The organism is Devosia lucknowensis, assembly GCF_900177655.1.
Taxonomy (GTDB): Bacteria; Pseudomonadota; Alphaproteobacteria; order Rhizobiales; family Devosiaceae; genus Devosia; species Devosia lucknowensis.
The window spans coordinates 1077888-1100226 of record NZ_FXWK01000002.1 but is presented as its reverse complement, the minus strand read 5'-3'; the positions used below and the strand labels follow the sequence as shown (position 1 = coordinate 1100226).

Here is a 22339-nt window from a genome sequence, read left to right as displayed (position 1 = left end):
CACGCTGCTATGATGGCCGCACAAGCTGATTCGCCGCTGTGCAGCCAAAGCCAACGGACGAGCTGGGGAGCACCCGTTTTTGATCGAGTTTTCCGATGTAGGCCTGCGTTACGGCAATGGCCCCGAAATCCTCAAAGACCTCAACTTCTTCATCGAGCCCGGCTCGTTTCACTTCCTGACCGGGCCATCGGGCGCCGGCAAGACCAGCCTGCTGCGGCTCCTGCTGCTCTCGGTTCGTCCGAGCCGGGGCAAGGTCACCATGTTCGGAGAGGATGTCGGCAATCTCGACCAGGACAGCCTGCTGCAGATGCGGCGGCATATCGGGATCGTGTTCCAGGAATTCCGCCTGCTCGACCACCTGACGACCTTCGAGAACGTCGCGCTGCCGCTGCGCGTGCTTGGCCAGCCCGAGAGCGAATATCGGCCCAACGTGACCGAACTGCTTGAATGGGTGGGCTTGGGGGAACGCATGCACGCCCTGCCCACGCTGCTCTCGGGCGGCGAGAAGCAGCGCGCCGCCATTGCCCGCGCCGTGATTGCCCGGCCCAAGATCCTCCTGGCCGACGAGCCCACGGGCAATGTCGACCCCGATCTGTCGAGCCGTCTGGTGCATCTGTTCGCCGAGCTCAATCGCACGCTGGGCATGACCATCATCCTGGCGACCCACGAACTGCCGCTGCTCGACCGCTTTCCCTATCCGCGCATGGTGCTCAACAAGGGGGAGCTGACCGTTCATGCTTAGGCAAGTGCTGAGCTTCCTGCCCCGCCGCGCCGGGGTGGCCCCCATCGTTCCGGAAAAAAGCGTCGCGGGCCGCACGCTTCTTTTGTTGATCACCATCATGGCCTTCCTGTCGGCCGTGACGCTGGGTGGCGTCGTGCTGGTGCAGAAATCGGCCATCGCCTGGTCCGCGGACGTGGGCCGCGAACTCACCATCCAGATCCGCCCGGTCGAGGGCGAGGTGATGGAAAGCAATCTGCGCACCGCCGTGTCGCTGGCCCAGTCGACGCCGGGCGTCGCCGGCGCCCGCGCGCTGACCATCGAGGAAAGCCAGGCCCTGCTCGAGCCCTGGCTCGGCGCGGGGCTCGACCTGTCCGCCATCGACATCCCCAGGCTGATCGTCGTGCAGCTGTCCGACCCGGCCGATGCCGATATCGACCAGCTGCAGCGCAACCTCCAGGCCATCAACGGCGCCAGCCTCGACACTCATGCTGCCTGGCGGCAGCAGCTCAATACCATGGCCGGTACGGTCGTGCTCTCGGGCCTTCTGGTGCTGGGCCTGATCGGGGTAGCCACCGTGCTCGCCATTGTCTTTGCAACGCGCGGCGCCATGGCCACCAACCGCGAAATCGTCGACGTGCTGCACTTCATCGGCGCTTCCAACAAATTCATCGCCGGAGAATTCCAGGGCCGCTTCCTGTCCATCGGCCTGCAGGGCGGTTTTCTCGGCGCACTGCTGGCGATCCTGTTCTTTCTGCTGATCGGTACGGCGGCCGGCAGCGTCCTCCCCAGCGAGGCGACGGCGCAGGTCGGCGTGCTGTTCGGCCAGTTCCTGCTCGGCTGGGACGGCATGGCTTTCGTTCTGGCCGTGGTTCCCGTGATTGCCGTGTTGACGGCGGTCACATCAAGGGTGACGGTACGGCGCTATCTCAGCGAAGCCTCGTAACAACAAGGGCTTGGCCGGGGAGCGGGGCCGCCGGGAGAAAGGCCGCAACATCCGAGGGGGATATATGTCGATCAAGGCCGCGGTTCAGGCAATCCGCACGATCGTGTTCTACGTGGTCTTCCTGGGCCAAACCGTGATCCTCGCCATTCTGGCGGGTACTGTCGGCGTCATCGCAGGGCGCACACCCTTCGGCTGGGCCATCGCCCGCTTCTGGTGCTGGTCAAACATACAGTATCTGCGGATCATCGCGGGCATGGGCACCGCGGTCGACGGCGCCGAACATATCCCGCCCGGCGGCTGCATCATCGCCTCCAAACACCAGTCGGACTGGGACATTTTCGCGATTTTCCCCCATACCGGTCGGCCGGCCTATATCGCCAAGAAGGAGCTGATGCGCATCCCCTTCTTCGGCTGGGCGGCCCATTCGCTCGATTGCATAGAAATCGACCGGCGCAAGGGCGCGCAGGCCATTCCCAACATGATCGCGCAGGCCCGCGATGCCATCGATCGCGGCTGCCGCATCGTCATCTATCCCGAAGGCACGCGAAAGCCGGTCCTCGGGGCACCCGATTACCGGCAGGGCATCGTGCGGCTCTATACCGAGCTCAACGTGCCCGTGGTGCCGGTGGCGTTGAATTCGGGGCTCTTCTGGGGCCGCAACAGCCTCGTCATCTGGCCCGGCACGGCGCGCGGCCGTTTTCTGCCCGCAATCGAGCCGGGACTCGACGCCGAGACCTTCATGCAGCGGCTCAAGGACGCCATCGAACCCGAATCGACGCGGCTGACGCTGGAAGCCATCGACCAGGGCATCGGTCGGCCGCTGGACGATGCCCTGAGGGCGCGTGCCGATGCCGCGCGGAACACAGCAAACCACTAGATATTGACGCCAGACCCGAACAGACCCATAGGTATAGCACCTCCTGCAAAAGGAGGTTGACGATACAACCAATTTGTTCTATTTTTGTTCTTCTTCTGGGGACGCAGGGGAACGGGACCATGGCGCATCAGGAACTTCTTTCGCGGGCGATGACGCGGCACATGGTGACCACGCACTGGCTGGGCCAGTCCGGTCGCGACTATGCGCTGCGCAGCGAACCGCTCGACACCTTCGCCATGACCGAAGCCGATCTCTACGTCATCGCCAAGGGGCGACAGGTTCTGTGGGTCGGCTCGACCGCCGATCTCGTGGCCGATCCCATCAGCCGCAGCCGTTTCCGTCTGGCGCTCGATTGTGCGAACGGGGTATTTCGGCTCGATGCACCCGAGGATCGCCTGGCGACGATCTGGGATCTCGAACAGGCCGTGCCGGCGCCGGTCGTCGTGGCTCAGGCCGCCTGACCCTCGGCATCGAGCTGATGCGCCAAGGCCATCAGCGCCTTGTCGCGGATGCCCAGCTGCACCAGATGCCGGGCCGTGTTGAGCACGTAATCGACATTGCGCCCGGAAATGCCGACGCCGGCGCGGATCATGGCCAGCTGCTGCTCCACGCTCAATTGGCCTGCGAACTGCTCGTGGCTTTCATCCACCACGTAGGTCAGCGCCATCACCCGCCTGCCGTCCGACAGGGTGACCGGCCGCCACACATCGCGATAAACCGACGTCACCAGCTCGCGCGCGTCGAGATAGGCCCGCGTTTCGGCCCAGGCCGCGGGGCCGACTTCGAACACCATGCCGCGGCACGAGCCGCCTCGCGTCAGGCCGAAGACCAGGCCCGGCGTATCGCGCGTCCCGCGATGGTGATGCGAAATGATGGAAAGCGAGCGGTGCGCACCGCGCAACAGCCCGAGCTGCGCGCTGAGAAACGAGAAGCCCGGGTTCCAGATCAGCGAACCGTAGCCGAATACCCAATGCCTGCCATCGGCAGCAGCGACATCCATTTGCCTTCGCCATAGCACAACACGTTATGCACAAAGGTAGCCGCGTCGGGCGCCAGCGGCAAGCATGCGGCATGCGCTTCGACCTTGCAAACCGCTTCTGGCAAAGCGCTCGCGCGGGTAAGAAGGGATCATGAAAAAGCGAATCATCATTCTAGGGACGCTCGTCCTGTTTGTGGTGCTGGCCTGGACGGCCGGCTGGTACTTCATTGCCGGCCAGGTCCGCAGCCAGGTCGAAATGCTGGCGCTGGCCGATGGCGAAACCACGCCGCAGGTCACGTGCGAAACGCTCAACGTCGTGGGCTTTCCGTTCCGCTTCGACATCGACTGCGTGAACGCCACTGTCGTATCGGCCGACCTGATGGTGCAGGTGCCCGGCCTCAGGGCCAGCGTCATGGTCTGGCGCCCGACCCATGTCGTGGCCTCGGCGCGCGGCCCCGCCACCCTTTCCGACGCCTTTACCGGCCTGCAGCAGGAAATCAGCTGGTCGCTGCTCGACGCGAGCGTGCGGCTCGACAACTGGCGCATCGCCCGCCTCTCGGTATCGGGCACCGACCTTGCCTGGAACGATCGCCTGTTCGGCGAGACGCTGATCGCAAAATCGCCAGCCATCGAAATGCACCTGCTCGACATACCCGAACAGCACAATGCCGAAACCGGCCGTGCGGCGCTTGCCGGCTATCTGCGGGCCCAGGATGTCGAGGCCCCCGGCATGGCGGTCGCCGCGACCAATGCCGAGGTAGAGCTGGAGATCAGCGCCCTGCCCGACGACATCAGGAACTGGGGCGCCGTGCCCTTCCTGCAGGATTGGCAACAGGCTGGCGGCACGCTGCGCGTCGTCGGTATTCGCGCCAGCGACGGCACCGCCGACCTGACGGCGACCGGAGACCTGGCTCTCGATCCGCAAGGCTATCCGGTGGGCAGCATCGCCATCGATTCCATCGGCGTGGCCGAGCGCATCGGCCCGTTCATCGAAGAGCCGTGGCGCACTCTGGTGCTGGGCGTTCCCGGCGAAGACGGGCGGCACAAGAACCAGATCAATTTCGCCAATGGCGCCCTGTCGTCAGGGCTGGTGCCGATCGCCCAGCTGGCGCCGCTGTTCTGATTCTTCTCCCCATCGGGGAAAGGTGGTCCGCAGGGCCGGATGAGGGGACGTTTGCCCTCAGGCATCGTCGCCGCCACCATGATCCCTCACGGGTGCCGCATCCGGCACCGGGGGCGCTTCGTGCGGGCGGCCGAAATCGGGCGCCGCCGTTTCCTGACCAGCATTGATGATCGAGCGGCGGATTGCGCGGGTGCGGGTGAACATGGCCTCGAGCGCCGCGCCGTCGCCATTGCGCACGGCGCGCTGCAGCATCGAGAGATCCTCGTTGAAGCGGCCGAGCATTTCGAGCACGGCCTCCTTGTTGGTGAGAAAGACGTCGCGCCACATCACCGGATCGGAGGCGGCAATACGGGTGAAATCGCGGAAGCCCGAGGCGGAAAACTTGATGACTTCCGACTGCGTTGCGGTTTCGAGGTCGGCCACGGTGCCCACGATATTGTAGGCGATCAGATGCGGGATGTGGCTGGTGATGGCCAGGACCATGTCGTGATGGGCTGCATCCATGCATTCCACCATCGAGCCCATGGCCTGCCAGAAGGCGGCAAGCTTGTCGGTATCGGACTGCGGCACCCCGGCGACCGGAGTCAGCACGCACCAGCGGCCGGCAAAGAGCTCGGCGAACCCGGCGGACGGACCGGAATGTTCTGTGCCGGCAATGGGGTGGCCGGGAATGAAGCTGACGCCAGCCGGGACATAGGTCCCGACCACCTTGACGACGTGTTCCTTGACCGAGCCGACATCGGACAGGATCGCGCCGGGCTCCAGCGCCGGTGCGATTGATGCCGCCAGCGCGGCATAGGCACCCACGGGCGCGCAGAGAATGACGAGATCTGCGCCGCGCACCGCTTCGGCGGCGTCGAGCGTGTAAATGTCTCCCAGCCCCAATTCGCGGGCTTCATCCAGGGTTTCCTGCCGGCGCGTGGCGATGGAGATGACCTCCACCAAACCCTGGCGGCGCGCGGCGAGCGCGATGGAAGAGCCGATGAGACCGATGCCGATAAGGGCGAGCTTCTTGAAGTGTACGGTCATTTGCCGAGATCCATGGAGCCAAGCACGTCGGCAACGGCCCGCATGGCCGCTTCCGAGCCGATCGAAATCCGCAATGCCTGAGGAATTCCGTAAGACGGGCCGATTTCGCGCACAATATAACCCGCATCCGCCAGGGTTTCGAAAGCGCGCGCTGCCGTTTCGGGGCTGTCGAACAGCACCATGACGAAATTGGCCTGGCTGGGGATGACCCGCATGCGGTTTCCCGACAGCGCGGTCGTCAGCCACTCGCGCCAGTGCGCATTGTGCCGCCTGAGTTCGGCGGTGAAAGCCACGTCGCGGGCCGCAGCGGCGCCGGCCATCTGCGCCGGCAGGTTGACGTTGAACGGCCCCCGGATGCGATTGATGGCATCGACCACGTGATCGGGGCCCACCATCCAGCCGATGCGCGCCGCCGCAAGGCCCATCTTCGAAAAGGTGCGGACCATGACGACATTGTCGTGTGCGCCGACGAGGTCGAGCCCGACCGAGTAGTCGGCGGCGGTGACATATTCGGCATAGGCGCTGTCGATGACGAGCAGGATGTCGGGCCGCAGCCCGGCATGGAGCCGCGCCACCTCGGCGCTCGTGAGATAGGTACCGGTGGGATTATTGGGGTTGGCCAGCCAAACCACCTTGGTGCGCGGGGTGACGGCGCCGAGCAGCGCATCCACGTCGGCGCGGTAATCGTCCTCATCGACCATCACGATGCTGGCGCCGGCCGCCTTGGTAATGATCGGATAGACCGAGAAGCCATAGCGGTTCATGACCGCTTCGTCGCCCTCGCCCAGATATGTCTGTGCCAGAAGGTGCAGAAGATCGTCCGAGCCATTGCCGCAAACGATGCGGGCGGGATCGACACCGTGAACCTCGCCGAGCGCTTCGCGCAGCACGCGCGACGATCCTTCCGGATAGATTTCCAGATGCGACGCCGCCTCGACCATGGCCGCCAGAGCCTTGGGGCTTGCGCCCAGGGGAGATTCGTTAGCCGAAAGCTTGATTGCCTTGCTGCCCGGCTTGCCGGACTTTCCGGGGAGGTAAGGCGCGATATCGAGGATGCCGGGTTGCGGCTGCGGACGATTGGGAGCAGTCATGACGCACTTCGTGACAGGCAGGAAAAGCCGGCCGGACCATAGGCAAAGCGCGCCGCAAAGGCAAAGGCTCTCTCGCTGGATTAGCCGGATCGTGCCGTAGCCGTGCTCATGCCCGGCACCCGGACATAGCGCGCCTCGCGCTTGCGGCGGGGAACGGCCGGAAACGCTTCCTTGCGGGCACGGATGCAGATGACGCCGCTCATCGCCGGACCGAACAGGCGACCGAAACGCTCGAAAAAGCGCGGATACCTGAGGACCAGCCGCGTCTGGAACGGCGGCAGGAACAGCGCATCGCGCCAGGCTTCGGGCACGAAGGAATGATCGCGCAGGAGCTTGTCGAGCTGCCCGCCGGAATAGGGATTGCCCTGGCCGAACGGCGTGTTGTCGCGCTGCGCCCAGATGCCTCGCCGCCGCGGCACGACCAGCAGAAGATGGCCATTGGGCGCGGTGATGCGCCACAGCTCGCGCATCAGCTCCTCGGCATCGGCGATATGCTCGAGCGCATGGATGGCGATGGTCAGATCGATGGCCGCATCGGTGAGCGGCATCTCCATGGGGTCGCAGAGCACGGTGCGCGACGGGCCTTCGCGCGGCCATGACGATGCGCCCTGACGCTCCGGCATGAAGGCGAGGACCCGTTCGGCCGGCTCCAGCGCGAACCGCAGATAGGGCGTGGCAAAGCCTAGCCCCAGAACGCGGCGGCCTTTGACGTCGCCGGCCAGGTCGACAACCTGCTCGCGCACCAGCGCGCGCGACAATCGCCCCAGGGGAGACTTGTAGAATTCGATCAGGCGGGCGACATCGCTGGTCATGCGGCAAGCTTGCCAAAGCCTCGTGAACTTGTCCAATCCGGCATTGTCATTGCTGGCCTCACTCCCTAGCTTGCAGCCACGTGTTTAGAAGGAGACCCGAAGATGGGCCTGATCGTGGACGTCTTTCCCGCCCGCAGCGACAATTACGGATATCTCGCCCATGACGAGGCGACCGGACGCACCGCGGCGATCGATGCGCCTGAGGCAGCACCGATCCGCAGGGCGCTCGAGGCGCGGGGCTGGACGCTGAGCGACATCCTGATCACCCATCATCACGTCGACCATGTGGAAGCCATCGCCGAACTCAAGGCCGCGTTCGGCGTCAGAGTGACCGGCCCGCGCGCCGAAGCCGACAAGATCGAGGGGCTCGACGTGCTCGTGGGCGATGGCGACCAGGTGGAAGTGGGCGAAACCCGCTTCGACGTGATCGCGACCCCCGGCCACACGCTGGGTCACATCGTCTACCACGACCCGATCGGGCGGCACCTGTTCTCCGCAGATGCGCTGTTTTCGCTGGGTGTGGGCCGCATGTTCGAGGGCACACCCGGCCCCATGTGGGATGGCATCAAGCGCCTGCGCGCGCTGCCCGACGACACGCTGGTCTATTGCGGGCACGAATATACGCAAAGCAATGCACGCTTTGCCCTTTCCATCGATCCCGACAACAAGGCCCTGCGTCAACGCGCCGATGTCGTTGACGCGCTGCGCAACGGTGGCCGGCCGACCATTCCGTTCGAGCTGGGCGAGGACAAGCGTGCCAATCCCTTCATGCGCGCCGATGCGCCGGAGCTGGCCCGTCACTTCGGGCTGGAGGGCGCCGATCCTGCCGACGTCTTTGCCGCCATCCGCAAGGGCAAGGACACCTTCTGATGTCCGACCCACTGACATTCAAGCCGGTAACGGCGAGCAATGTCGGTGATTTCGAAAAACTGTTTGGGGCGAAAGGCGGCCCGAACTGGTGCTGGTGCATGGCGTTCCGGGCAACAGCCGAGGAAATCCGCAACAGCAAGAGCCCCGAGCGCAGGAAGCAAATCCTGGGACGCGTCGCGCGCAAGGTTCCCATCGGCATCCTGGCCTATGCGGCAGGAGAGCCGGTGGGTTGGGTATCGATGGCCCCCAAGACGGCGTTCGGCAAGCTCGGAGGGACCGCGGAGACGGACGGCGTCTGGTCGATAACCTGCCTGTTCGTTCCCCGCGCCCGGCGCGGCCAGGGCATGGCCCATCGTTTGATCGAAGGCGCCATCGCCTATGCGCGCAAGCGCAAGGCGCGCCTCCTCGAGGCCTATCCGGTGGACCCGCAATCTCCCTCCTATCGGCATATGGGCTTTGTGCCCGCCTTCGCCAAAGCCGGGTTTTCCGAAGCCGGCCGCGAGGGCACGCGACGCCATGTGATGCAGCTTACGCTGTGAACCGATCACGATTGCGGATCGAACTTCGTTAATAAAGTGTTACCGTCTGGCATGGCGATTGCCTCTATGGAGGTATCAGCCTGCGCATCCTGTGCCATTCCGGCACAGCGCGGCCCGAAATGGTACACACGATGTCGGATCTGGAGCAAAGCGGAACACCTTCGATCGACCTGCCCGTGCGGCAGGAGCCGGCGACCCCGCGTCCGTCACTGGCCTTCAGCGCCCCCACCGCCGCCTTTGTCAGCCAGCTTATTGCCGCAAGGGCGCAGATGCCGACGCAACGCGCCCGTCGCATCGGCACGGCGGAAGGCGCCGTCGGCGCCTATGGCCAGACGGCGCGCCTCAGCGAAAAACGCATGCCGCAGGGTTATCGCAAGACCGTGGTCGCCTGAGCGACCTCAGTTCATTGAGACGTCGCGACTGGCGCTGGTGATCGACACCGTGAAGCCGGCGACCACATCGATCAGGCTCATCACCATCAGCAGGAAGAAGACCGAGCTGGAGGCTGCGCCCACCAGCAGGAATTCGACTAGGAAGACCACGAAGACCACCATGGAGAGCATGTGCTCGATGATGGAATTGCGCGCCGTACCTGTGGATTTCAGGACTTCGATGAAGAGCATGACGATGCCCAGCACCAGAAGCAGGTCGCCTGCCGTCACCGCCCAGGGCATGCCCGATGGCATGGGAATGGAAAACAGCCCGGCGCCCCAGTTGACCGGATTGCCGCCGAAAAACAGGAAGACCACGAGGTTGTAGAGCACCAGCGGCACGACCAGCAGCGGGACGATGAAGCCATTGTCGCGCCGGCGTGTCGCGTGGGTCGTCGGGATCACAACGGTTTCGGTCATGTCGTCCGGTCTCCGGTTTGTGTGCGCACCATGCCAGAGGCCATCGTGATGCGGAAGGGCGTGAAATTGATGTCGGGTGCTGTTTAAATGGCGAAGGGTCGAACGTCGGAAAGATGGAAACCGTTCAACAGGACGGCGACATCAGAGGAGACACAACATGGCTCTCGCCAAGAACACCATCTGCATCTGGTATGACACGCAAGCGGAGGAAGCGGCCAATTTCTACGCCCGGACCTTCCCCGATACGGAAGTGACCGGCGTCTATCGCGCGCCCAGCGACAATCCCTCGACCAGTGCCGGCGCGGTTCTGACCGTGGAATTCACCGTCATGGGCATCCCCTGCATCGGCCTAAATGGCGGCCCGACGTTCAAGCACTCGGAAGCCTTCTCAATGCAGATCGCCACCGAAGACCAGGAAGAAACCGACCGCTACTGGAACGCCATCGTCGGCAATGGCGGCGAGGAAAGCATGTGCGGATGGTGCAAGGACAAATGGGGCATTTCCTGGCAGATCACCCCCCGCGTTCTGGGCGAAGCCATGCAGAAGGGCGGCGAGCCGGCCAAGCGCGCCTTCGAAGCCATGATGAGCATGAAAAAGATCGACGTCGCCAAGATCGAAGCGGCGGTACGCGGCTCCTGAGCGTCCCGCAGGGTGAACCTCGCCAGTGGCGAGGTTCAAGTGAGAGCTGCGCTCGAGTGGCGAGGGTGCCGATTAAGGGCGCCGGTAGCCAGAGGCACCCCTACCTGGCCTCCCCCTGAAGAAGGGGGAGGAGAGTGACGCTTCTCACTTCTTGAGCTTGAGCGGTCCAACCATCTGCTCGGGCTTCACTTCGGCATCGAATTCCTCGGCGGTGAGAAGACCGAGCTCGATGGCGGTTTCCTTGAGCGTCGAGCCGTTCTTGTGCGCGGTCTTGGCGATCTTGGCGGCGTTGTCGTAGCCGATCTTGCGATTGAGCGCGGTCACCAGCATCAGCGACTGATCGACCAGCTGCTTGATGCGCTTGCGATCGGGCTCGATGCCAATGGCGCAATTGTCGTTGAACGACTTGGCTGCATCGGCGAGGAGGCGCACGGTTTGCAGGAAATTGTAGGCGATGACGGGCTTGAAGACGTTGAGCTCGAAATTGCCCTGCGATGCGGCAAAGCCGATGGCGGCGTCGTTGCCCATGACCTGGGCGACAACCATGGTCATGGCTTCGGACTGGGTCGGATTGACCTTGCCCGGCATGATCGACGAGCCCGGCTCGTTCTCCGGAATGGTGATTTCACCCAGGCCCGAGCGTGGACCCGAGGCGAGCCAGCGCACGTCGTTGGCGATCTTCATGAAGGCGACGGCGAGCTGTTTCAGCGCGCCCGAAGTGCCGACAAAGGCATCGTGCCCTGCCAGCAGCGCGAACTTGTTCGGCCCGGTGACGAAATCGCGACCGGTGAGGTCAGCGATTTCCTTGGCCACGGCCACGGCATAGTCGGGGTGCGCATTGAGGCCAGTGCCCACGGCAGTACCGCCCAGCGCCAGTTCCTTCAATTGCGGCATGGTCTTCTTGATGGCGTCGAGCGCATAGTCGATCTGCGCCACCCAGCCCGAGATCTCCTGACCCAGCGTCAGCGGCGTCGCGTCCTGCAGGTGCGTACGGCCGATCTTGACCACGTCCATGTACTCTTCCGACTTGGCGTGGAGCGTGTTGCGCAGCAATTCGACGCGTTCGTAGAGATAGCCTTCGACGGCCTCGACCGCGGCGATGTGCATGGCCGTGGGATAGGTGTCGTTGGACGACTGGCTCATGTTGACGTGGTCATTGGGATGCACGGGCTTTTTCGAGCCCATGGTGCCGCCGGCCATTTCGATGGCGCGGTTGGAAATGACCTCGTTGACATTCATGTTGGACTGCGTGCCCGAGCCGGTCTGCCAGACGACGAGCGGGAAGTGATCGGCGAGCTTGCCTTCGATCACCTCATCGGCGGCTGATACCACGAGGTCGCGGGTGGCTTCGTCCATGAGGCCGAGCTTGTGGTTGGCCAGCGCCGCGGCCTTCTTGAGAATGCCGAAGGCCCTGATGATCTCGGTGGGCATCTTCTCCCCGCCGATATCGAAATTCATCAAGGAGCGGGCGGTCTGCGCGCCGTAATACTTATCGTTCGGAACCTCGATCTGCCCCATGGTGTCCGATTCGACGCGCGTGCTCATATGCCCTTGGCTCCGGTTTGGCCGCTTCTCATGGCGGCGGAAAAAACAAAACGGCCGACCCTTTTGGGGGCCGGCCGTCGAATATCAGATAAAGCGCATCTGCGCCAAACAGCCTTTCGGCTTAGTTCTTTGCCGCGAGGATCTGGCGACCGCGATACATGCCGGTCTTGAGATCGACGTGATGCGGACGACGCAGCTCACCCGAATCCTTGTCTTCGACATAGGTGGGGTTGGCAATCGCGTCGGCCGAGCGACGGAAACCGCGCTTCATCGGCGAGGTCTTGCGTTTTGGCACTGCCATGGTCGGTACTCCGAAAATCAAAATCGTTGCGCCGCCAGGAGCGGCCAGAGACATGTCTCTGTCAGGATTGGTGGGGTCTATAGAGGAGAACGACGGCCTTGGCTAGGGGTTTTTGCACGGGTTTCCCCGCTACAGCGCCAGCCGGCCGTCCCTGCCCACACAGGCTGCGCGGTCACCGTACTGCCGGGCGCGGTCCGCGACAATGCCGGCAACGCGCAACAGCCCGGCATTGGGCCGCGCCGGATTGCGAACGATGGGATTGGGCAGGGTGACGGCAAGAAGGCTCGCCGTCGGCCAATCGAGGTTCTGCGGCTCGCGCCCGAAGGCGCGGGCGCTGCCCGCGGCGATGCCGAACTCCCCGTCCGGCCCCCACTCGGCGATATTGAGGTAGATTTCCATGATCCGCTTCTTGGGCATGACAAGATCGATATAGGCCGCGAGCGGCACTTCGAGTGCCTTGCGCACCGGGCTCTGGCCATTCCAGAGAAAGAGATTTCGCGCGACCTGCATGGTGAGCGTCGACGCGCCCCTGGCCTCGCGTCCGGAAAGGTAATTGTCGACCTCCTGCCTCAGCGCGGCAACGTCGATCCCCCAGTGGCGGCAGAATTGACCATCCTCGGAAAGAATGACCGCAGCCTTCAGGCGATCGGAAACCGCGTCGATGTCACGCCAGGTCCGGGTCACGGGCTGTCCGGTGAGCATGCGGGTGAGCATGGGGACCGAGACGGGCTGCACCACCAGATAAACCGGCGTCAAGACGAGCGGAATGGCGACAAGAATGGCCAGCACGGTGAGGGGAAGGCGTAAAAATCGCCAGATGGTTTTGCGTCGCGCCATTGAGACTTCATGACGGGCGGTGGCCGGCGTGGCAACCCCCTCATCCGCCCTGAGGGCACCTTCTCCCACGAGGGGAGAAGAGGTGGCTCTGTGCCTGACCACGCATCGGCCCTCCCCTCGTCCTTTGTGGGAGAGGATGGCTTGGCCCAAGGCCAAGACGGGTGAGGGGTATTGCCCCGGTTGGGACGACCGGCTAGCAACATTGCCATGTATGATTTTTCCGCCGACAGTGCCGATTGTGCCCGATCCGTCGAGGCCGGGCTTTCCGACTATCTGACCGGCGCCCGGCTATCGGGGCCTGGCCCTGCCGCGGACCGCGTGATTGCGGCCATGCGGCATGGAGCGCTCGAAGGCGGCAAGCGGCTCCGCCCCTTGCTGGTGCGGCAGGCGGCAGCCATCTTTTCGGTCCCGCGCGAAGCGAGCCTGCAGCCCGGCTTGGCAGTGGAAATGGTGCATTGCTACTCGCTGATCCACGACGACCTGCCCGCCATGGACGACGACGATCTGCGGCGCGGCCGCCCCACCGTGCACAAGGCCTATGACGAGGCCACGGCAATCCTCGCCGGCGATGCCCTTCTCACTCATGCCTTCGCCGTGCTGGCCGACCCCGCCTGCCACCCCGCGGCAGAGACGCGTATCCGTCTCGTCGCCGAACTGGCCGCGGGCAGTGGCGCAGGCGGCATGGTCGGCGGGCAGATGCGCGACATCGAAGGCGAAAAGGGGGGCTTTTCCGAGGGTGACATCGCCGTGATGCAGGCGATGAAGACCGGCGCCCTCATTCGCGCCTCCGTCCGCATGGGCGCCATTCTGGGCGGAGCCGAGCCGCGGGCGCTGTCCGCGCTGACCGCCTATGCGGAAGCGGCAGGTCGCGCCTTCCAGCTGGCCGACGATATCCTGGACGTGACGGCCACGCCCGAAGCCATGGGCAAGGCGACCGGAAAGGATGCGGCGCTGGGCAAGCAGACCGTCGTCAGCCGCCTGGGCGTGGACGGCGCACGAAAGATGCTCGATGGCATCGTCAACGAAGCTCTGATTGCCCTGCGCACCTTCGGCCCGAAAGCCGACGGTCTGCGCGCCACCGCCCGCTACTTCGCGACGAGGCAGAAATGAGCAATGGCGAACTGATCGCCGTGTGCGTGGGCAAGGCCGAACACCTGCCCAACTTCAGGCCGCTGACCGGGATCAACAAGCGGCCTGTCGCTGGCCCGGTGATGATCGGAGCGATGGGCATCGAGAATGACGCCATCCTCGATCGCAAGCACCATGGCGGGCGCGACCAGGCCATCTATGTCTACTTCCAGGACGACTACGACTGGTGGACCACCCAAGGCATCACGCCAGCACCGGGGCTATTCGGGGAAAACCTCGTGATCTCAGGGGCAGCCAGCGCCTCGACGGCGATCGGCGATCGGTTCTCCATCGGCGATGCAGTGCTCGAAGTCACCTATCATCGGACGCCCTGCATGACCTTTTCGGCCAAGATGGGCGACAAGTTCTGGGTCAAGCGCTTCCACAAGGCCAACCGCCCCGGCGCCTATTGCCGCGTACTGCAGCCCGGCGCCGTGACGGCGGGCGATGCGGTCGCCGTCACGCCCTATCCGGGTGAGCGCATAACCGTATCCGACCTCATGGCATTCGATGTCACCAAGGACATCCCGCTCGACTTCATGCGCCGGGCGCTGACCACACCGATCCGCGAAAAGACGCGGTTCAAATATGAGACCAGACTGGCGGATCTGTTTTGAGGGGTGATCGCACTGACCCCAACCACAGTTCCGCCCTCGGACTTGATCCGAGGGCCAGCTGCAAGGAATGCGCTGGTGGCGGGTGCCCTCGGGTCGAGCTCGAGGGCGCCACCGTGCATATTGAGAAAGACCGTTCCAGGACCACTTCATGAGCCTTGCCTCCGTCCAAGCCGACCTCGACGCCCGCGCCCCCGACCTTGCTGTCATCGTGACGGATGACTCCACCGCCACTGTGCAGCTGGCTGCCGCCGTGCACGGGGTTGAGCCCGGCCAGATTGCCAAGACGCTCTGCATACGGGTGCGCGACGAGGAAGTCCTGCTCGTGACGCGCGGCGATGCGCGGCTGGACAATGCCAAATCCAAGAGCGCATTCGGTGGACGCCCACGCATGCTGGGCGCCGAGGATGTGCTGCGCCTCACGAGCCATCAGGTGGGCGGCGTCTGCCCCTTCGGCCTGCCCGCACCGCTGCCGATCTATCTCGACACCTCGCTGAAGATTTATGACTTCGTCATTCCCGCCGGCGGCGACACCCATGCCTCGGTGAAACTGAGCGTCGACCGCCTCGCCGAACTCTGCGGCAACACCTGGGTAGATGCGTGCCAGCTCCCGGACTGAAGAGCGCAGCGCCTTTCATCCGTGAGCGCATGGAACTGCGCACGCTCCCCTTTTGCCCTGAAATCAGGCTCTACACACCCACCCCGCAGACCGGGCTCAACAGCTGGCTGGTGGCGGAGGGTCTCGATGCCGCGCCGCCCTATTGGGCCTATGCCTGGGGCGGCGGGGCAGCGCTGGCCATTTATCTGCGCGACCACCGTGAAGCGGTGGCAGGCAAGACCGTGCTCGACTTCGGCGCCGGCTCGGGCCTCGTCGCCATCGCCGCACTCAAGGCAGGCGCGGCACGGGTTTATGCGGTCGAGCCCGACCCGATCGCACAGGTAGCCATCGGCCTCAATGCCGCAGCCAACCATGTCGATGTGACGCTCTGGCATGCGCCGGTCTGGCCCGATGTCGACCTCGTCCTCGCCGGAGACGTCTTCTACACGGCAGACGTCGTGGCGCAGACCCTGCCGCTGCTTCGGCGCACCGCAGACGCTGGAACGCCGGTTCTTGTGGGTGACCCGTACCGCCGAGACCTGCCGCGGGAGCACCTCCAACCCATCGCCGACTATGCCGTGCCCGACATGGGCGGCAGAGAGCCCGTCAAGGCGGGCGTTTTTGCCTTGCGGCCGGGGCATGGCGGCAATGTCTCGGGACCCTTGCCGGGAAATCGCTCCCGACCTATATGACTGGCTGCGAGGACGGCCTCCCCCACTTTGGGCAAACGTTCGGGACGGCCCGGAATTCATAGGAGAATTCCATGCGCACCACTGCCGACCGCATCCGCCACGCCATTTCCTTCGAGTTCATCGGCATCCTGATCGCCACGCCGCTGGCGGCCTTCGCCTTCCACATGCATGCCGGCGACAGCGCCGTCATCGTCGTGGGCAGCGCCACCGTCGCGATGCTCTGGAACTACGTCTATAACCTCGGCTTCGACAAGGCGATGAACCGGCTGAAAGGCACGACCCTCAAGTCCGGCCCCATCCGTATCCTTCATGCCGTGCTGTTCGAGCTTGGGCTGCTGATGATGCTGATGCCGCTGATCGCCCTTTATCTGGGCATCACGCTCTGGCAGGCCTTCGTCATGGATCTGGCCTTCGCGCTCTTCTACATGATCTACGCGCTGGTCTTTAACTGGGCCTATGATCGGGTTTTCCCGCTGCCCGAGTGGCAACAAAATGCCTGATTGCGCGCTTATCGAAAGGTAAGACCAAAAGGATAGACCATGCTCAAGCCCATCGCCGCTCTCGTCATCACCCTCTCCGCCATCTCTGCCGCCACGGCGTCGTCCGACGATGCCTGGGCAGAATTTGCAGCCGAGGTGGAAGAAGGCTGCCGTGCGGCAACCGCCGAGATGCTGCCCGATGCCACCGTCACCGTGGACCCGTTCGGCAGCGAAAACTACGGCCTTGCCATCGTGTCGGGTGAAACGGCGAGCATTGTCTGCGTCTTCGACAAGAAGACCAAGGCCGTGGAGATCGGCGGCGAGCTCGAGGTGACGGTAACGCCAGTCGCGGCGCAACAGGGCTAAATCTGGCCCATAAGCTTCAGACCGCCGAGCACGATGATCAGCATGGCCAGCCAGAACAGGCGTCGCGTGTTGCGCTCGTTCATTCGGCAGCGTTCTGCCGGCCGCTGCCGAACTTGCGCTCGATATAGTCGGCCACCATCACCTTGAACTGGTCGGCGACGTCGGCGCCACGCAGCGTCGCGACCTTTTCACCATCGACGAAGACGGGCGCAGCGGGGGTTTCCCCCGTGCCCGGAAGCGAAATGCCGATATTGGCGTGCTTGCTTTCGCCCGGACCGTTGACGATGCAACCCATCACCGCCACCGACAGCGTTTCGACCCCGGGATAGCGCTCGCGCCATTCCGGCATCGAGGTATTGAGGTGATCCTGGATATCCTTGGCCAGTGTCTGAAAGGTGGTGGACGTGGTGCGTCCACACCCCGGACAGGCGGCCACGACCGGCAGGAACTGGCGGAAGCCCATGGTCTGCAGCAATTCCTGCGCGACTTTCACTTCCGTTGTCCGATCGCCGCCCGGCTCAGGCGTCAGCGAAATGCGGATCGTGTCGCCAATACCCTGCTGCAACAGAATGCCCAAAGCCGCCGAGGACGCGACAATGCCCTTTGAGCCCATGCCGGCTTCGGTCAAACCGAGATGCAGCGCATAATCGCAACGCGCGGCCAGGTCCTGATAGACCGCGATAAGATGCTGAACATCCGACACCTTGGTCGAAAGCAAAATCTGGTTGCGGCGCATGCCCAGTTCCTCGGCGCGGGCAGCGGACAGCAGCGCCGACTGGATGATGGCCTCACGCTGCACCGCGGCCGCCGAAATTGGGGTGGCGGAGCCAGCGTTCTCGTCCATCAGCCGGGTGAGCAGTTCCTCGTCGAGCGAACCCCAATTGACCCCGATCCGCACCGGCTTGTCGTAGCGGTTTGCAATCTCGATCAGGGTCGCGAACTGGGTATCGCGCTTGGCCTTGAACCCCACATTGCCCGGATTGATCCGATACTTGGCGAGCGCCTCGGCGCAGGCGGGATGGTCGGTGAGAAGCTTGTGGCCGATATAGTGGAAGTCGCCGACCAAGGGCACGTCATAGCCCATGAAGGCGAGGCGATCGCGGATGATGGGAACGGCCGCGGCGCTCTCGTCGCGGTCGACAGTGATACGCACGATCTCCGAGCCGGCGCGCGCCAGCTGCATCACCTGCTTCACCGTCGCGTCGATGTCGGCCGTGTCGGTATTGGTCATGGACTGGACGACCACGGGAGCGCCGCCGCCCACCATGACCCCGCCCACGTTGACACCCACAGACTGCCTGCGTGCTGCCGGTCCGGCCATCTTCAAACCTCGATCATTCGCTGCCTTCAGGAGATAGGACGTCCCACTAACGCTGGCAACCAGACAATGACGTGACGCAATGCGCCAAAACGTGATCGGAGCCGCCTTGAACCGGGGACGAGCGGGGCCATTTATCATCCATGATCAACAAGCTCCTCCCCCGCATCGTTCTGTTCCGCAAGGAAGCTGTGCAGCTCTGGAAGGCATTCTGGTCGCCGCACACCCCGCTCTATCTGAAGGCGGCCACGCTGTTTGCTGCCTTCTATCTGGTCAATCCCATCGACATCATCCCCGATGTCATCCCGATCCTGGGCTGGGCCGACGATCTCGTGCTGGTGCCGCTGATGGTCAGCTGGATCGTGAGCCGCCTGCCCGTGCCGCAACCGGCCTATGCGGGCAGGTCCGGCAAGACCGTCGATGGTCGTGCGCGGCGCATGTAGCGCGATACATGCAAAAAGGCCCGGATTGCTCCGGGCCTTGGTCTTTCAGTCGAGCCTCACCAGCAGGTCCTTGGCGTCGATCTGGTCGCCCGGCTTGATCAGGAGCTCGGCCACCGTGCCGTCGATTTCGGCATGGATGGCGGTTTCCATCTTCATCGCTTCGATCGAGCAGAGCACGTCGCCCGCGGTGACCTTCTGGCCTTCCTTGACGGCAAGGGTCGAGATGACGCCCGGCATCGGGGCACCCACCTGCTTTGGATCACCTGCTGCGGCCTTGGCGCGAACCTTGACTTCGCCGGCCTTGAGGCGATCGGGCACGGTGATGGTGCGTGGCTGGCCGTTGAGATCGAAGAAGACGCGAACCTCGCCCTTTTCGTTGGTTTCGGCGCGTCCCTGATAGGTCACGACAAGGGTCTTGCCCTTTTCGATATCGACCAGCAGTTCGTCGCCTTCCTCGAGACCATAGAAGTAGACCGGCGTTGGCAGCACTTCGGTCGGGCCATATCGGTCCTGGGTCTTTTCGAAGTCGGAATAGACCTTGGGGTACATGAGATAGGAGGCGAGGCGATAGTCGTCGATCGCCATGCCGACCTCATCGGACACCTTCTTGCGTTCGGCCTCGATGTCGGTCGGCTTGAGGTAGGAGCCAGGACGCTCGGTGAGCGGCGTGCGGCCCTTGAGCACCTTTTTCTGCAGCTTTTCGGGGAAGCCGCCCGGCGGCTGGCCCAGATCGCCGGCGAAGAAGCCGACGACGCTGTCCGGGAAGGCGATGTCCTTGTCCGGATTTTCGACGTCCGAACGGGTGATGCCGGCAGAAACCATGGCCAGCGCCATGTCGCCCACAACCTTGGAAGACGGGGTCACCTTGACGATGTCGCCGAACATCTGGTTGACGTCGGCATAGGTCTGAGCGACTTCGTGCCAGCGTGTCTCGAGGCCAAGCGAACGCGCCTGTTCCTTGAGATTGGTGAACTGGCCACCGGGCATTTCGTGCAGATAAACTTCCGAAGCGCCACCCTTGAGATTGCTCTCGAAGGCAGCATACTGGTTGCGCACGGCCTCCCAGTAGAACGAGATCTGCCGGATGGCCGCGGCATCGAGCGCGGGGTCTCGGGCATCGCCCTCGAGGGCCGCGACCAGCGATCCGAGCGTCGGCTGTGAGGTGGTAGAGCTCAGCGCATCCATTGCCGCATCGACCGCATCGACACCGGCAGCCACCGCAGCAAGCACCGTAGCCGCCGACGCGCCCGACGTGTCGTGGGTGTGGAGGTGAATGGGCAGGCTCACTTCCTGCTTGAGCACCTCGACCAGTTTCCTGGCTGCGGCGGGCTTGAGGAGCCCGGCCATGTCCTTGATGCCGAGGACATGAACGCCGGCAGCCTCCAGCTCCTTGGCCAAACCCACATAATACTTGAGATCGTATTTGGAGCGATCGGGATCGAAGAGGTCGCCGGTATAGCAAATGGCGCCTTCGGCCACTTTGCCTTCCGCCGCGACCGCATCGATCGAGACGCGCATGTTCTCGACCCAGTTGAGGCAGTCGAAGATGCGGAAAATGTCGACCCCGCCCCGTGCCGCCTGCTTGACGAAGAACTGGACCACATTATCGGGATAATTCGTGTAGCCGACCCCGTTGGAGCCGCGCAGCAGCATTTGCGTAAGAATGTTGGGCGCGCCTTCGCGCACCTTGGCGAGACGCTCCCACGGATCCTCGTTGAGGAAGCGCATCGACACATCGAACGTGGCGCCGCCCCAGCATTCGAGGCTGAAGAGGTTCGGCAGGCCGCGCGAATAGGCCTCGGCAATGCGCGTGATGTCGAAGGAGCGCATGCGCGTCGCCAGAAGCGACTGGTGCGCATCGCGCATGGTCGTGTCGGTGAAGAGAACGCGATTCTGCGCCTTCATCCAGGCGGCAAGGCCGGCCGGACCATCACGGTCAAGAATCTGGCGCGAGCCCTCGATGACGCTGAGAGGCGCAAATTCGGGCACAACCGGCGCGGCAGCATCTGCGGGCGGACGCGGACGGTCGCGCACTTCCGGATGCCCGTTGACGGTGACGTCGGCGATATAGCTCAGGAGCTTGGTCGCGCGGTCCTTGCGTGGCTTGAAGTTGAAGAGATCGGGCGTCGTATCGATGAAACGCGTCGTGTAGCGGTTCTCGAGGAAGTCCGGATGCGTGATGATGTTTTCAAGGAACGCCAGGTTCGTGGCGACGCCGCGGATACGGAATTCGCGCAAGGCACGATGCATGCGGGCAATGGCCTCGTCGGCGCTCGGCGCCCAGCACGTGACCTTTTCAAGCAGCGGATCGTAGTAGCGGGTGATGATGGCGCCGGCATAGGCCGTGCCGCCGTCGAGACGCACGCCAAAGCCCGTCGCACCACGGTAGGCGGTGATGCGGCCATAATCGGGGATGAAATTCTGTTCCGGATCTTCTGTCGTCACGCGGCACTGGATGGCATTGCCGTTGAGCTTGATGTCTTCCTGCAGCGGCACGCCGGATTCCGGCGTTCCGATCACCGCACCGTCGAGCAGATGAATCTGCGCCTTGACGATGTCGATGCCCGTCACTTCTTCGGTGACGGTGTGCTCGACCTGAATGCGCGGGTTCACCTCGATGAAATAGAATTTGTCGGTGTCGGCATCCATGAGGAATTCGACCGTGCCCGCGCCGCGGTAGTTGGCGGCATTGCCCAGACGCACCGCGGCATCGGTCAATTCCTTGCGGACCGCATCGGAGAGGTAGGGCGCGGGCGCGCGTTCCACCACCTTCTGGTTGCGGCGCTGCACGGAACAGTCGCGCTCGAACAGATGCACGAGATTGCCGTGGTCGTCGCCGATCAGCTGCACTTCGACATGGCGGGCGCGCTCGATCAGCTTTTCGAGATACATCTCGTCCTTGCCGAAGGCGGCCTTGGCTTCGCGCTTGCCTTCCGACACTTCGCTGATCAGGTGCGGCTCATCCATGATGCGGCGCATGCCGCGGCCACCACCGCCCCAACTGGCCTTGAGCATCAGCGGATAGCCGATTTCGGCGGCCAGCTTCTTGATGGTTTCGGGATCATCGGGCAGCGCTTCGGTGGCGGGCACCACCGGCACGTTCGAGGCCAGCGCCATGTTGCGGGCGGCAACCTTGTTGCCGAGATCGCGCATGGTCTGCGCCCGCGGGCCGATGAAGATGATGCCGGCGTCCTCGCAGGCGTCGACGAATTCCGGGCTCTCGGAAAGCAGACCATAGCCGGGATGGATGGCGTCGGCGCCCGAAATCCGGGCGATGCGGATATATTCGTCGATCTGGAGATAGGCCTCGACCGGACCCTTGCCCTTGCCGATGAGATAAGCCTCGTCGGCCTTGAACCGGTGCAATGCCAGCTTATCTTCCTCGGCATAGGCGGCCACGGTCTTGAGGCCCAGCTCATTGGCCGCGCGGAAGACGCGGATGGCGATTTCGCTTCTGTTAGCGACGAGGATTTTCTTGATTGGCATCGATTTAAGTTCCGAGCAGGAGGGGACGAGGACCGTGGGGACGGTCCGGCTCAGCAA

At 63.9% G+C, this 22339-nt stretch carries 26 protein-coding genes; 16 read left to right on the top strand and 10 right to left on the bottom strand.

The window, feature by feature from the left end:
- The first annotated feature begins 79 nt into the window (after nt 1–79).
- The 4 genes from CCK88_RS17760 to CCK88_RS17745 all read left to right on the top strand — a co-directional run bounded on the left by CCK88_RS17760 (nt 80) and on the right by CCK88_RS17745 (nt 3002).
- Entirely contained in the window at nt 80–742 is a 663-nt protein-coding gene (locus tag CCK88_RS17760; protein WP_086471875.1) for a cell division ATP-binding protein FtsE, read from the top strand.
- On the top strand, nt 735–1664 hold the full coding sequence (locus tag CCK88_RS17755; RefSeq protein ID WP_086471874.1) for a cell division protein FtsX: 930 nt from the start codon (nt 735–737) through the stop codon (nt 1662–1664). The genes CCK88_RS17760 and CCK88_RS17755 overlap by 8 nt, the downstream gene beginning before the upstream one ends.
- A gap of 64 nt (nt 1665–1728) precedes the next feature.
- Entirely contained in the window at nt 1729–2541 is an 813-nt protein-coding gene (locus tag CCK88_RS17750) for a lysophospholipid acyltransferase family protein (protein WP_086471873.1), read from the top strand.
- A gap of 119 nt (nt 2542–2660) precedes the next feature.
- The gene (locus tag CCK88_RS17745; RefSeq protein ID WP_086471872.1) at nt 2661–3002 is read left to right on the top strand and encodes a hypothetical protein; all 342 of its coding nucleotides are present in this window, start codon (nt 2661–2663) and stop codon (nt 3000–3002) included.
- Here CCK88_RS17745 and CCK88_RS17740 read toward each other — a convergent pair.
- Nucleotides 2990–3541, bottom strand: a complete 552-nt coding sequence (locus CCK88_RS17740) for a gamma-glutamylcyclotransferase (RefSeq protein WP_086471871.1) — start codon at nt 3539–3541, stop codon at nt 2990–2992. The genes CCK88_RS17745 and CCK88_RS17740 overlap by 13 nt on opposite strands.
- A 130-nt stretch (nt 3542–3671) precedes the next feature.
- On the opposite strand from CCK88_RS17740, the gene CCK88_RS17735 reads away from it, so the two are divergent.
- On the top strand, nt 3672–4643 hold the full coding sequence (locus CCK88_RS17735; protein WP_086471870.1) for a DUF2125 domain-containing protein: 972 nt from the start codon (nt 3672–3674) through the stop codon (nt 4641–4643).
- Between the two features lie 57 nt (nt 4644–4700).
- Here the strand turns inward: CCK88_RS17735 and CCK88_RS17730 are convergent, their stop codons facing one another.
- From CCK88_RS17730 to CCK88_RS17720, 3 genes are all read right to left on the bottom strand, one after another.
- A complete protein-coding gene (locus CCK88_RS17730) occupies nt 4701–5672 on the bottom strand; it encodes a prephenate/arogenate dehydrogenase family protein (protein ID WP_086471869.1) in 972 nt (323 codons plus the stop codon).
- Nucleotides 5669–6763 carry a histidinol-phosphate transaminase gene (gene hisC / locus CCK88_RS17725; RefSeq protein ID WP_086471868.1) on the bottom strand — a complete coding sequence of 365 codons (1095 nt, stop codon included), beginning with the start codon at nt 6761–6763 and terminating at the stop codon, nt 5669–5671. Before hisC ends, CCK88_RS17730 begins: the two co-directional genes overlap by 4 nt.
- Before the next feature lie 80 nt (nt 6764–6843).
- Entirely contained in the window at nt 6844–7575 is a 732-nt protein-coding gene (locus tag CCK88_RS17720) for a class I SAM-dependent methyltransferase (RefSeq protein WP_086471867.1), read from the bottom strand.
- A gap of 102 nt (nt 7576–7677) precedes the next feature.
- Between CCK88_RS17720 and gloB the strand changes: the two genes are divergently transcribed.
- From gloB to CCK88_RS17705, 3 genes are all read left to right on the top strand, one after another.
- Nucleotides 7678–8445 (top strand): hydroxyacylglutathione hydrolase, encoded by a 768-nt coding sequence (gene gloB / locus CCK88_RS17715; protein ID WP_086471866.1) that lies wholly within the window; start codon nt 7678–7680, stop codon nt 8443–8445.
- Nucleotides 8445–8984, top strand: a complete 540-nt coding sequence (locus tag CCK88_RS17710; protein ID WP_086471865.1) for a GNAT family N-acetyltransferase — start codon at nt 8445–8447, stop codon at nt 8982–8984. Before gloB ends, CCK88_RS17710 begins: the two co-directional genes overlap by 1 nt.
- A gap of 131 nt (nt 8985–9115) precedes the next feature.
- The gene (locus tag CCK88_RS17705; RefSeq protein ID WP_086471864.1) at nt 9116–9376 is read left to right on the top strand and encodes a hypothetical protein; all 261 of its coding nucleotides are present in this window, start codon (nt 9116–9118) and stop codon (nt 9374–9376) included.
- Between the two features lie 6 nt (nt 9377–9382).
- On the opposite strand, the gene CCK88_RS17700 is transcribed toward CCK88_RS17705, so the two are convergent.
- Nucleotides 9383–9835, bottom strand: coding sequence for a hypothetical protein (locus CCK88_RS17700; RefSeq protein WP_244557578.1), 453 nt, complete (start codon nt 9833–9835; stop codon nt 9383–9385).
- A gap of 157 nt (nt 9836–9992) precedes the next feature.
- Between CCK88_RS17700 and CCK88_RS17695 the strand changes: the two genes are divergently transcribed.
- The gene (locus tag CCK88_RS17695; RefSeq protein WP_086471863.1) at nt 9993–10475 is read left to right on the top strand and encodes a VOC family protein; all 483 of its coding nucleotides are present in this window, start codon (nt 9993–9995) and stop codon (nt 10473–10475) included.
- 144 nt (nt 10476–10619) lie between these two features.
- On the opposite strand, the gene fumC is transcribed toward CCK88_RS17695, so the two are convergent.
- The 3 genes from fumC to CCK88_RS17680 all read right to left on the bottom strand — a co-directional run bounded on the left by fumC (nt 10620) and on the right by CCK88_RS17680 (nt 13158).
- Nucleotides 10620–12020, bottom strand: coding sequence for a class II fumarate hydratase (gene fumC / locus CCK88_RS17690; protein ID WP_086471862.1), 1401 nt, complete (start codon nt 12018–12020; stop codon nt 10620–10622).
- 121 nt (nt 12021–12141) lie between these two features.
- Nucleotides 12142–12321, bottom strand: a complete 180-nt coding sequence (gene rpmF, locus CCK88_RS17685; protein ID WP_086471861.1) for a 50S ribosomal protein L32 — start codon at nt 12319–12321, stop codon at nt 12142–12144.
- Nucleotides 12322–12450: 129 nt separating this feature from the next.
- On the bottom strand, nt 12451–13158 hold the full coding sequence (locus tag CCK88_RS17680) for a biosynthetic peptidoglycan transglycosylase (protein ID WP_086471860.1): 708 nt from the start codon (nt 13156–13158) through the stop codon (nt 12451–12453).
- A gap of 207 nt (nt 13159–13365) precedes the next feature.
- Between CCK88_RS17680 and CCK88_RS17675 the strand changes: the two genes are divergently transcribed.
- From CCK88_RS17675 to CCK88_RS17650, 6 genes are all read left to right on the top strand, one after another.
- Nucleotides 13366–14268, top strand: coding sequence for a polyprenyl synthetase family protein (locus CCK88_RS17675; RefSeq protein ID WP_086471859.1), 903 nt, complete (start codon nt 13366–13368; stop codon nt 14266–14268).
- Nucleotides 14265–14903 (top strand): MOSC domain-containing protein, encoded by a 639-nt coding sequence (locus CCK88_RS17670; RefSeq protein ID WP_086471858.1) that lies wholly within the window; start codon nt 14265–14267, stop codon nt 14901–14903. Before CCK88_RS17675 ends, CCK88_RS17670 begins: the two co-directional genes overlap by 4 nt.
- 148 nt (nt 14904–15051) lie before the next feature.
- Complete coding sequence (locus tag CCK88_RS17665) at nt 15052–15519, top strand: YbaK/EbsC family protein (RefSeq protein WP_086471857.1); 468 nt, start codon at nt 15052–15054, stop codon at nt 15517–15519.
- A complete protein-coding gene (locus CCK88_RS17660; RefSeq protein ID WP_244557577.1) occupies nt 15501–16190 on the top strand; it encodes a class I SAM-dependent methyltransferase in 690 nt (229 codons plus the stop codon). Before CCK88_RS17665 ends, CCK88_RS17660 begins: the two co-directional genes overlap by 19 nt.
- A gap of 71 nt (nt 16191–16261) precedes the next feature.
- Nucleotides 16262–16690, top strand: a complete 429-nt coding sequence (locus CCK88_RS17655; RefSeq protein ID WP_086471855.1) for a PACE efflux transporter — start codon at nt 16262–16264, stop codon at nt 16688–16690.
- A gap of 39 nt (nt 16691–16729) precedes the next feature.
- Nucleotides 16730–17035: a hypothetical protein gene (locus tag CCK88_RS17650; RefSeq protein WP_086471854.1), complete on the top strand. Its 306-nt coding sequence runs from the start codon at nt 16730–16732 to the stop codon at nt 17033–17035.
- A gap of 79 nt (nt 17036–17114) precedes the next feature.
- On the opposite strand, the gene ispG is transcribed toward CCK88_RS17650, so the two are convergent.
- Nucleotides 17115–18356 (bottom strand): flavodoxin-dependent (E)-4-hydroxy-3-methylbut-2-enyl-diphosphate synthase, encoded by a 1242-nt coding sequence (gene ispG, locus CCK88_RS17645; protein WP_086471853.1) that lies wholly within the window; start codon nt 18354–18356, stop codon nt 17115–17117.
- A 140-nt stretch (nt 18357–18496) separates the two neighbouring features.
- Between ispG and CCK88_RS17640 the strand changes: the two genes are divergently transcribed.
- The gene (locus CCK88_RS17640; protein ID WP_086471852.1) at nt 18497–18796 is read left to right on the top strand and encodes a DUF1232 domain-containing protein; all 300 of its coding nucleotides are present in this window, start codon (nt 18497–18499) and stop codon (nt 18794–18796) included.
- A gap of 45 nt (nt 18797–18841) precedes the next feature.
- On the opposite strand, the gene pyc is transcribed toward CCK88_RS17640, so the two are convergent.
- Nucleotides 18842–22282: a pyruvate carboxylase gene (gene pyc / locus CCK88_RS17635; protein WP_086471851.1), complete on the bottom strand. Its 3441-nt coding sequence runs from the start codon at nt 22280–22282 to the stop codon at nt 18842–18844.
- Nucleotides 22283–22339: the final 57 nt, after the last annotated feature.

Bases quoted from the DNA above. Each gene is read 5' to 3' on its own strand.
- hisC (WP_086471868.1), bottom strand. From the start codon at position 6,763: ATGACTGCTCCCAATCGTCCGCAGCCGCAACCCGGCATCCTCGATATC.
- CCK88_RS17700 (WP_244557578.1), bottom strand. From the start codon at position 9,835: ATGACCGAAACCGTTGTGATCCCGACGACCCACGCGACACGCCGGCGC.
- gloB (WP_086471866.1), top strand. From the start codon at position 7,678: ATGGGCCTGATCGTGGACGTCTTTCCCGCCCGCAGCGACAATTACGGA.
- CCK88_RS17740 (WP_086471871.1), bottom strand. From the start codon at position 3,541: ATGGATGTCGCTGCTGCCGATGGCAGGCATTGGGTATTCGGCTACGGT.
- CCK88_RS17640 (WP_086471852.1), top strand. From the start codon at position 18,497: ATGATCAACAAGCTCCTCCCCCGCATCGTTCTGTTCCGCAAGGAAGCT.
- CCK88_RS17665 (WP_086471857.1), top strand. From the start codon at position 15,052: ATGAGCCTTGCCTCCGTCCAAGCCGACCTCGACGCCCGCGCCCCCGAC.
- CCK88_RS17735 (WP_086471870.1), top strand. From the start codon at position 3,672: ATGAAAAAGCGAATCATCATTCTAGGGACGCTCGTCCTGTTTGTGGTG.
- CCK88_RS17670 (WP_086471858.1), top strand. From the start codon at position 14,265: ATGAGCAATGGCGAACTGATCGCCGTGTGCGTGGGCAAGGCCGAACAC.
- pyc (WP_086471851.1), bottom strand. From the start codon at position 22,282: ATGCCAATCAAGAAAATCCTCGTCGCTAACAGAAGCGAAATCGCCATC.
- CCK88_RS17730 (WP_086471869.1), bottom strand. From the start codon at position 5,672: ATGACCGTACACTTCAAGAAGCTCGCCCTTATCGGCATCGGTCTCATC.
- fumC (WP_086471862.1), bottom strand. From the start codon at position 12,020: ATGAGCACGCGCGTCGAATCGGACACCATGGGGCAGATCGAGGTTCCG.
- CCK88_RS17680 (WP_086471860.1), bottom strand. From the start codon at position 13,158: ATGGCGCGACGCAAAACCATCTGGCGATTTTTACGCCTTCCCCTCACC.
- rpmF (WP_086471861.1), bottom strand. From the start codon at position 12,321: ATGGCAGTGCCAAAACGCAAGACCTCGCCGATGAAGCGCGGTTTCCGT.
- CCK88_RS17650 (WP_086471854.1), top strand. From the start codon at position 16,730: ATGCTCAAGCCCATCGCCGCTCTCGTCATCACCCTCTCCGCCATCTCT.
- CCK88_RS17750 (WP_086471873.1), top strand. From the start codon at position 1,729: ATGTCGATCAAGGCCGCGGTTCAGGCAATCCGCACGATCGTGTTCTAC.
- CCK88_RS17755 (WP_086471874.1), top strand. From the start codon at position 735: ATGCTTAGGCAAGTGCTGAGCTTCCTGCCCCGCCGCGCCGGGGTGGCC.
- CCK88_RS17695 (WP_086471863.1), top strand. From the start codon at position 9,993: ATGGCTCTCGCCAAGAACACCATCTGCATCTGGTATGACACGCAAGCG.
- CCK88_RS17705 (WP_086471864.1), top strand. From the start codon at position 9,116: ATGTCGGATCTGGAGCAAAGCGGAACACCTTCGATCGACCTGCCCGTG.
- CCK88_RS17710 (WP_086471865.1), top strand. From the start codon at position 8,445: ATGTCCGACCCACTGACATTCAAGCCGGTAACGGCGAGCAATGTCGGT.
- CCK88_RS17675 (WP_086471859.1), top strand. From the start codon at position 13,366: ATGTATGATTTTTCCGCCGACAGTGCCGATTGTGCCCGATCCGTCGAG.
- CCK88_RS17720 (WP_086471867.1), bottom strand. From the start codon at position 7,575: ATGACCAGCGATGTCGCCCGCCTGATCGAATTCTACAAGTCTCCCCTG.
- ispG (WP_086471853.1), bottom strand. From the start codon at position 18,356: ATGGCCGGACCGGCAGCACGCAGGCAGTCTGTGGGTGTCAACGTGGGC.
- CCK88_RS17745 (WP_086471872.1), top strand. From the start codon at position 2,661: ATGGCGCATCAGGAACTTCTTTCGCGGGCGATGACGCGGCACATGGTG.
- CCK88_RS17655 (WP_086471855.1), top strand. From the start codon at position 16,262: ATGCGCACCACTGCCGACCGCATCCGCCACGCCATTTCCTTCGAGTTC.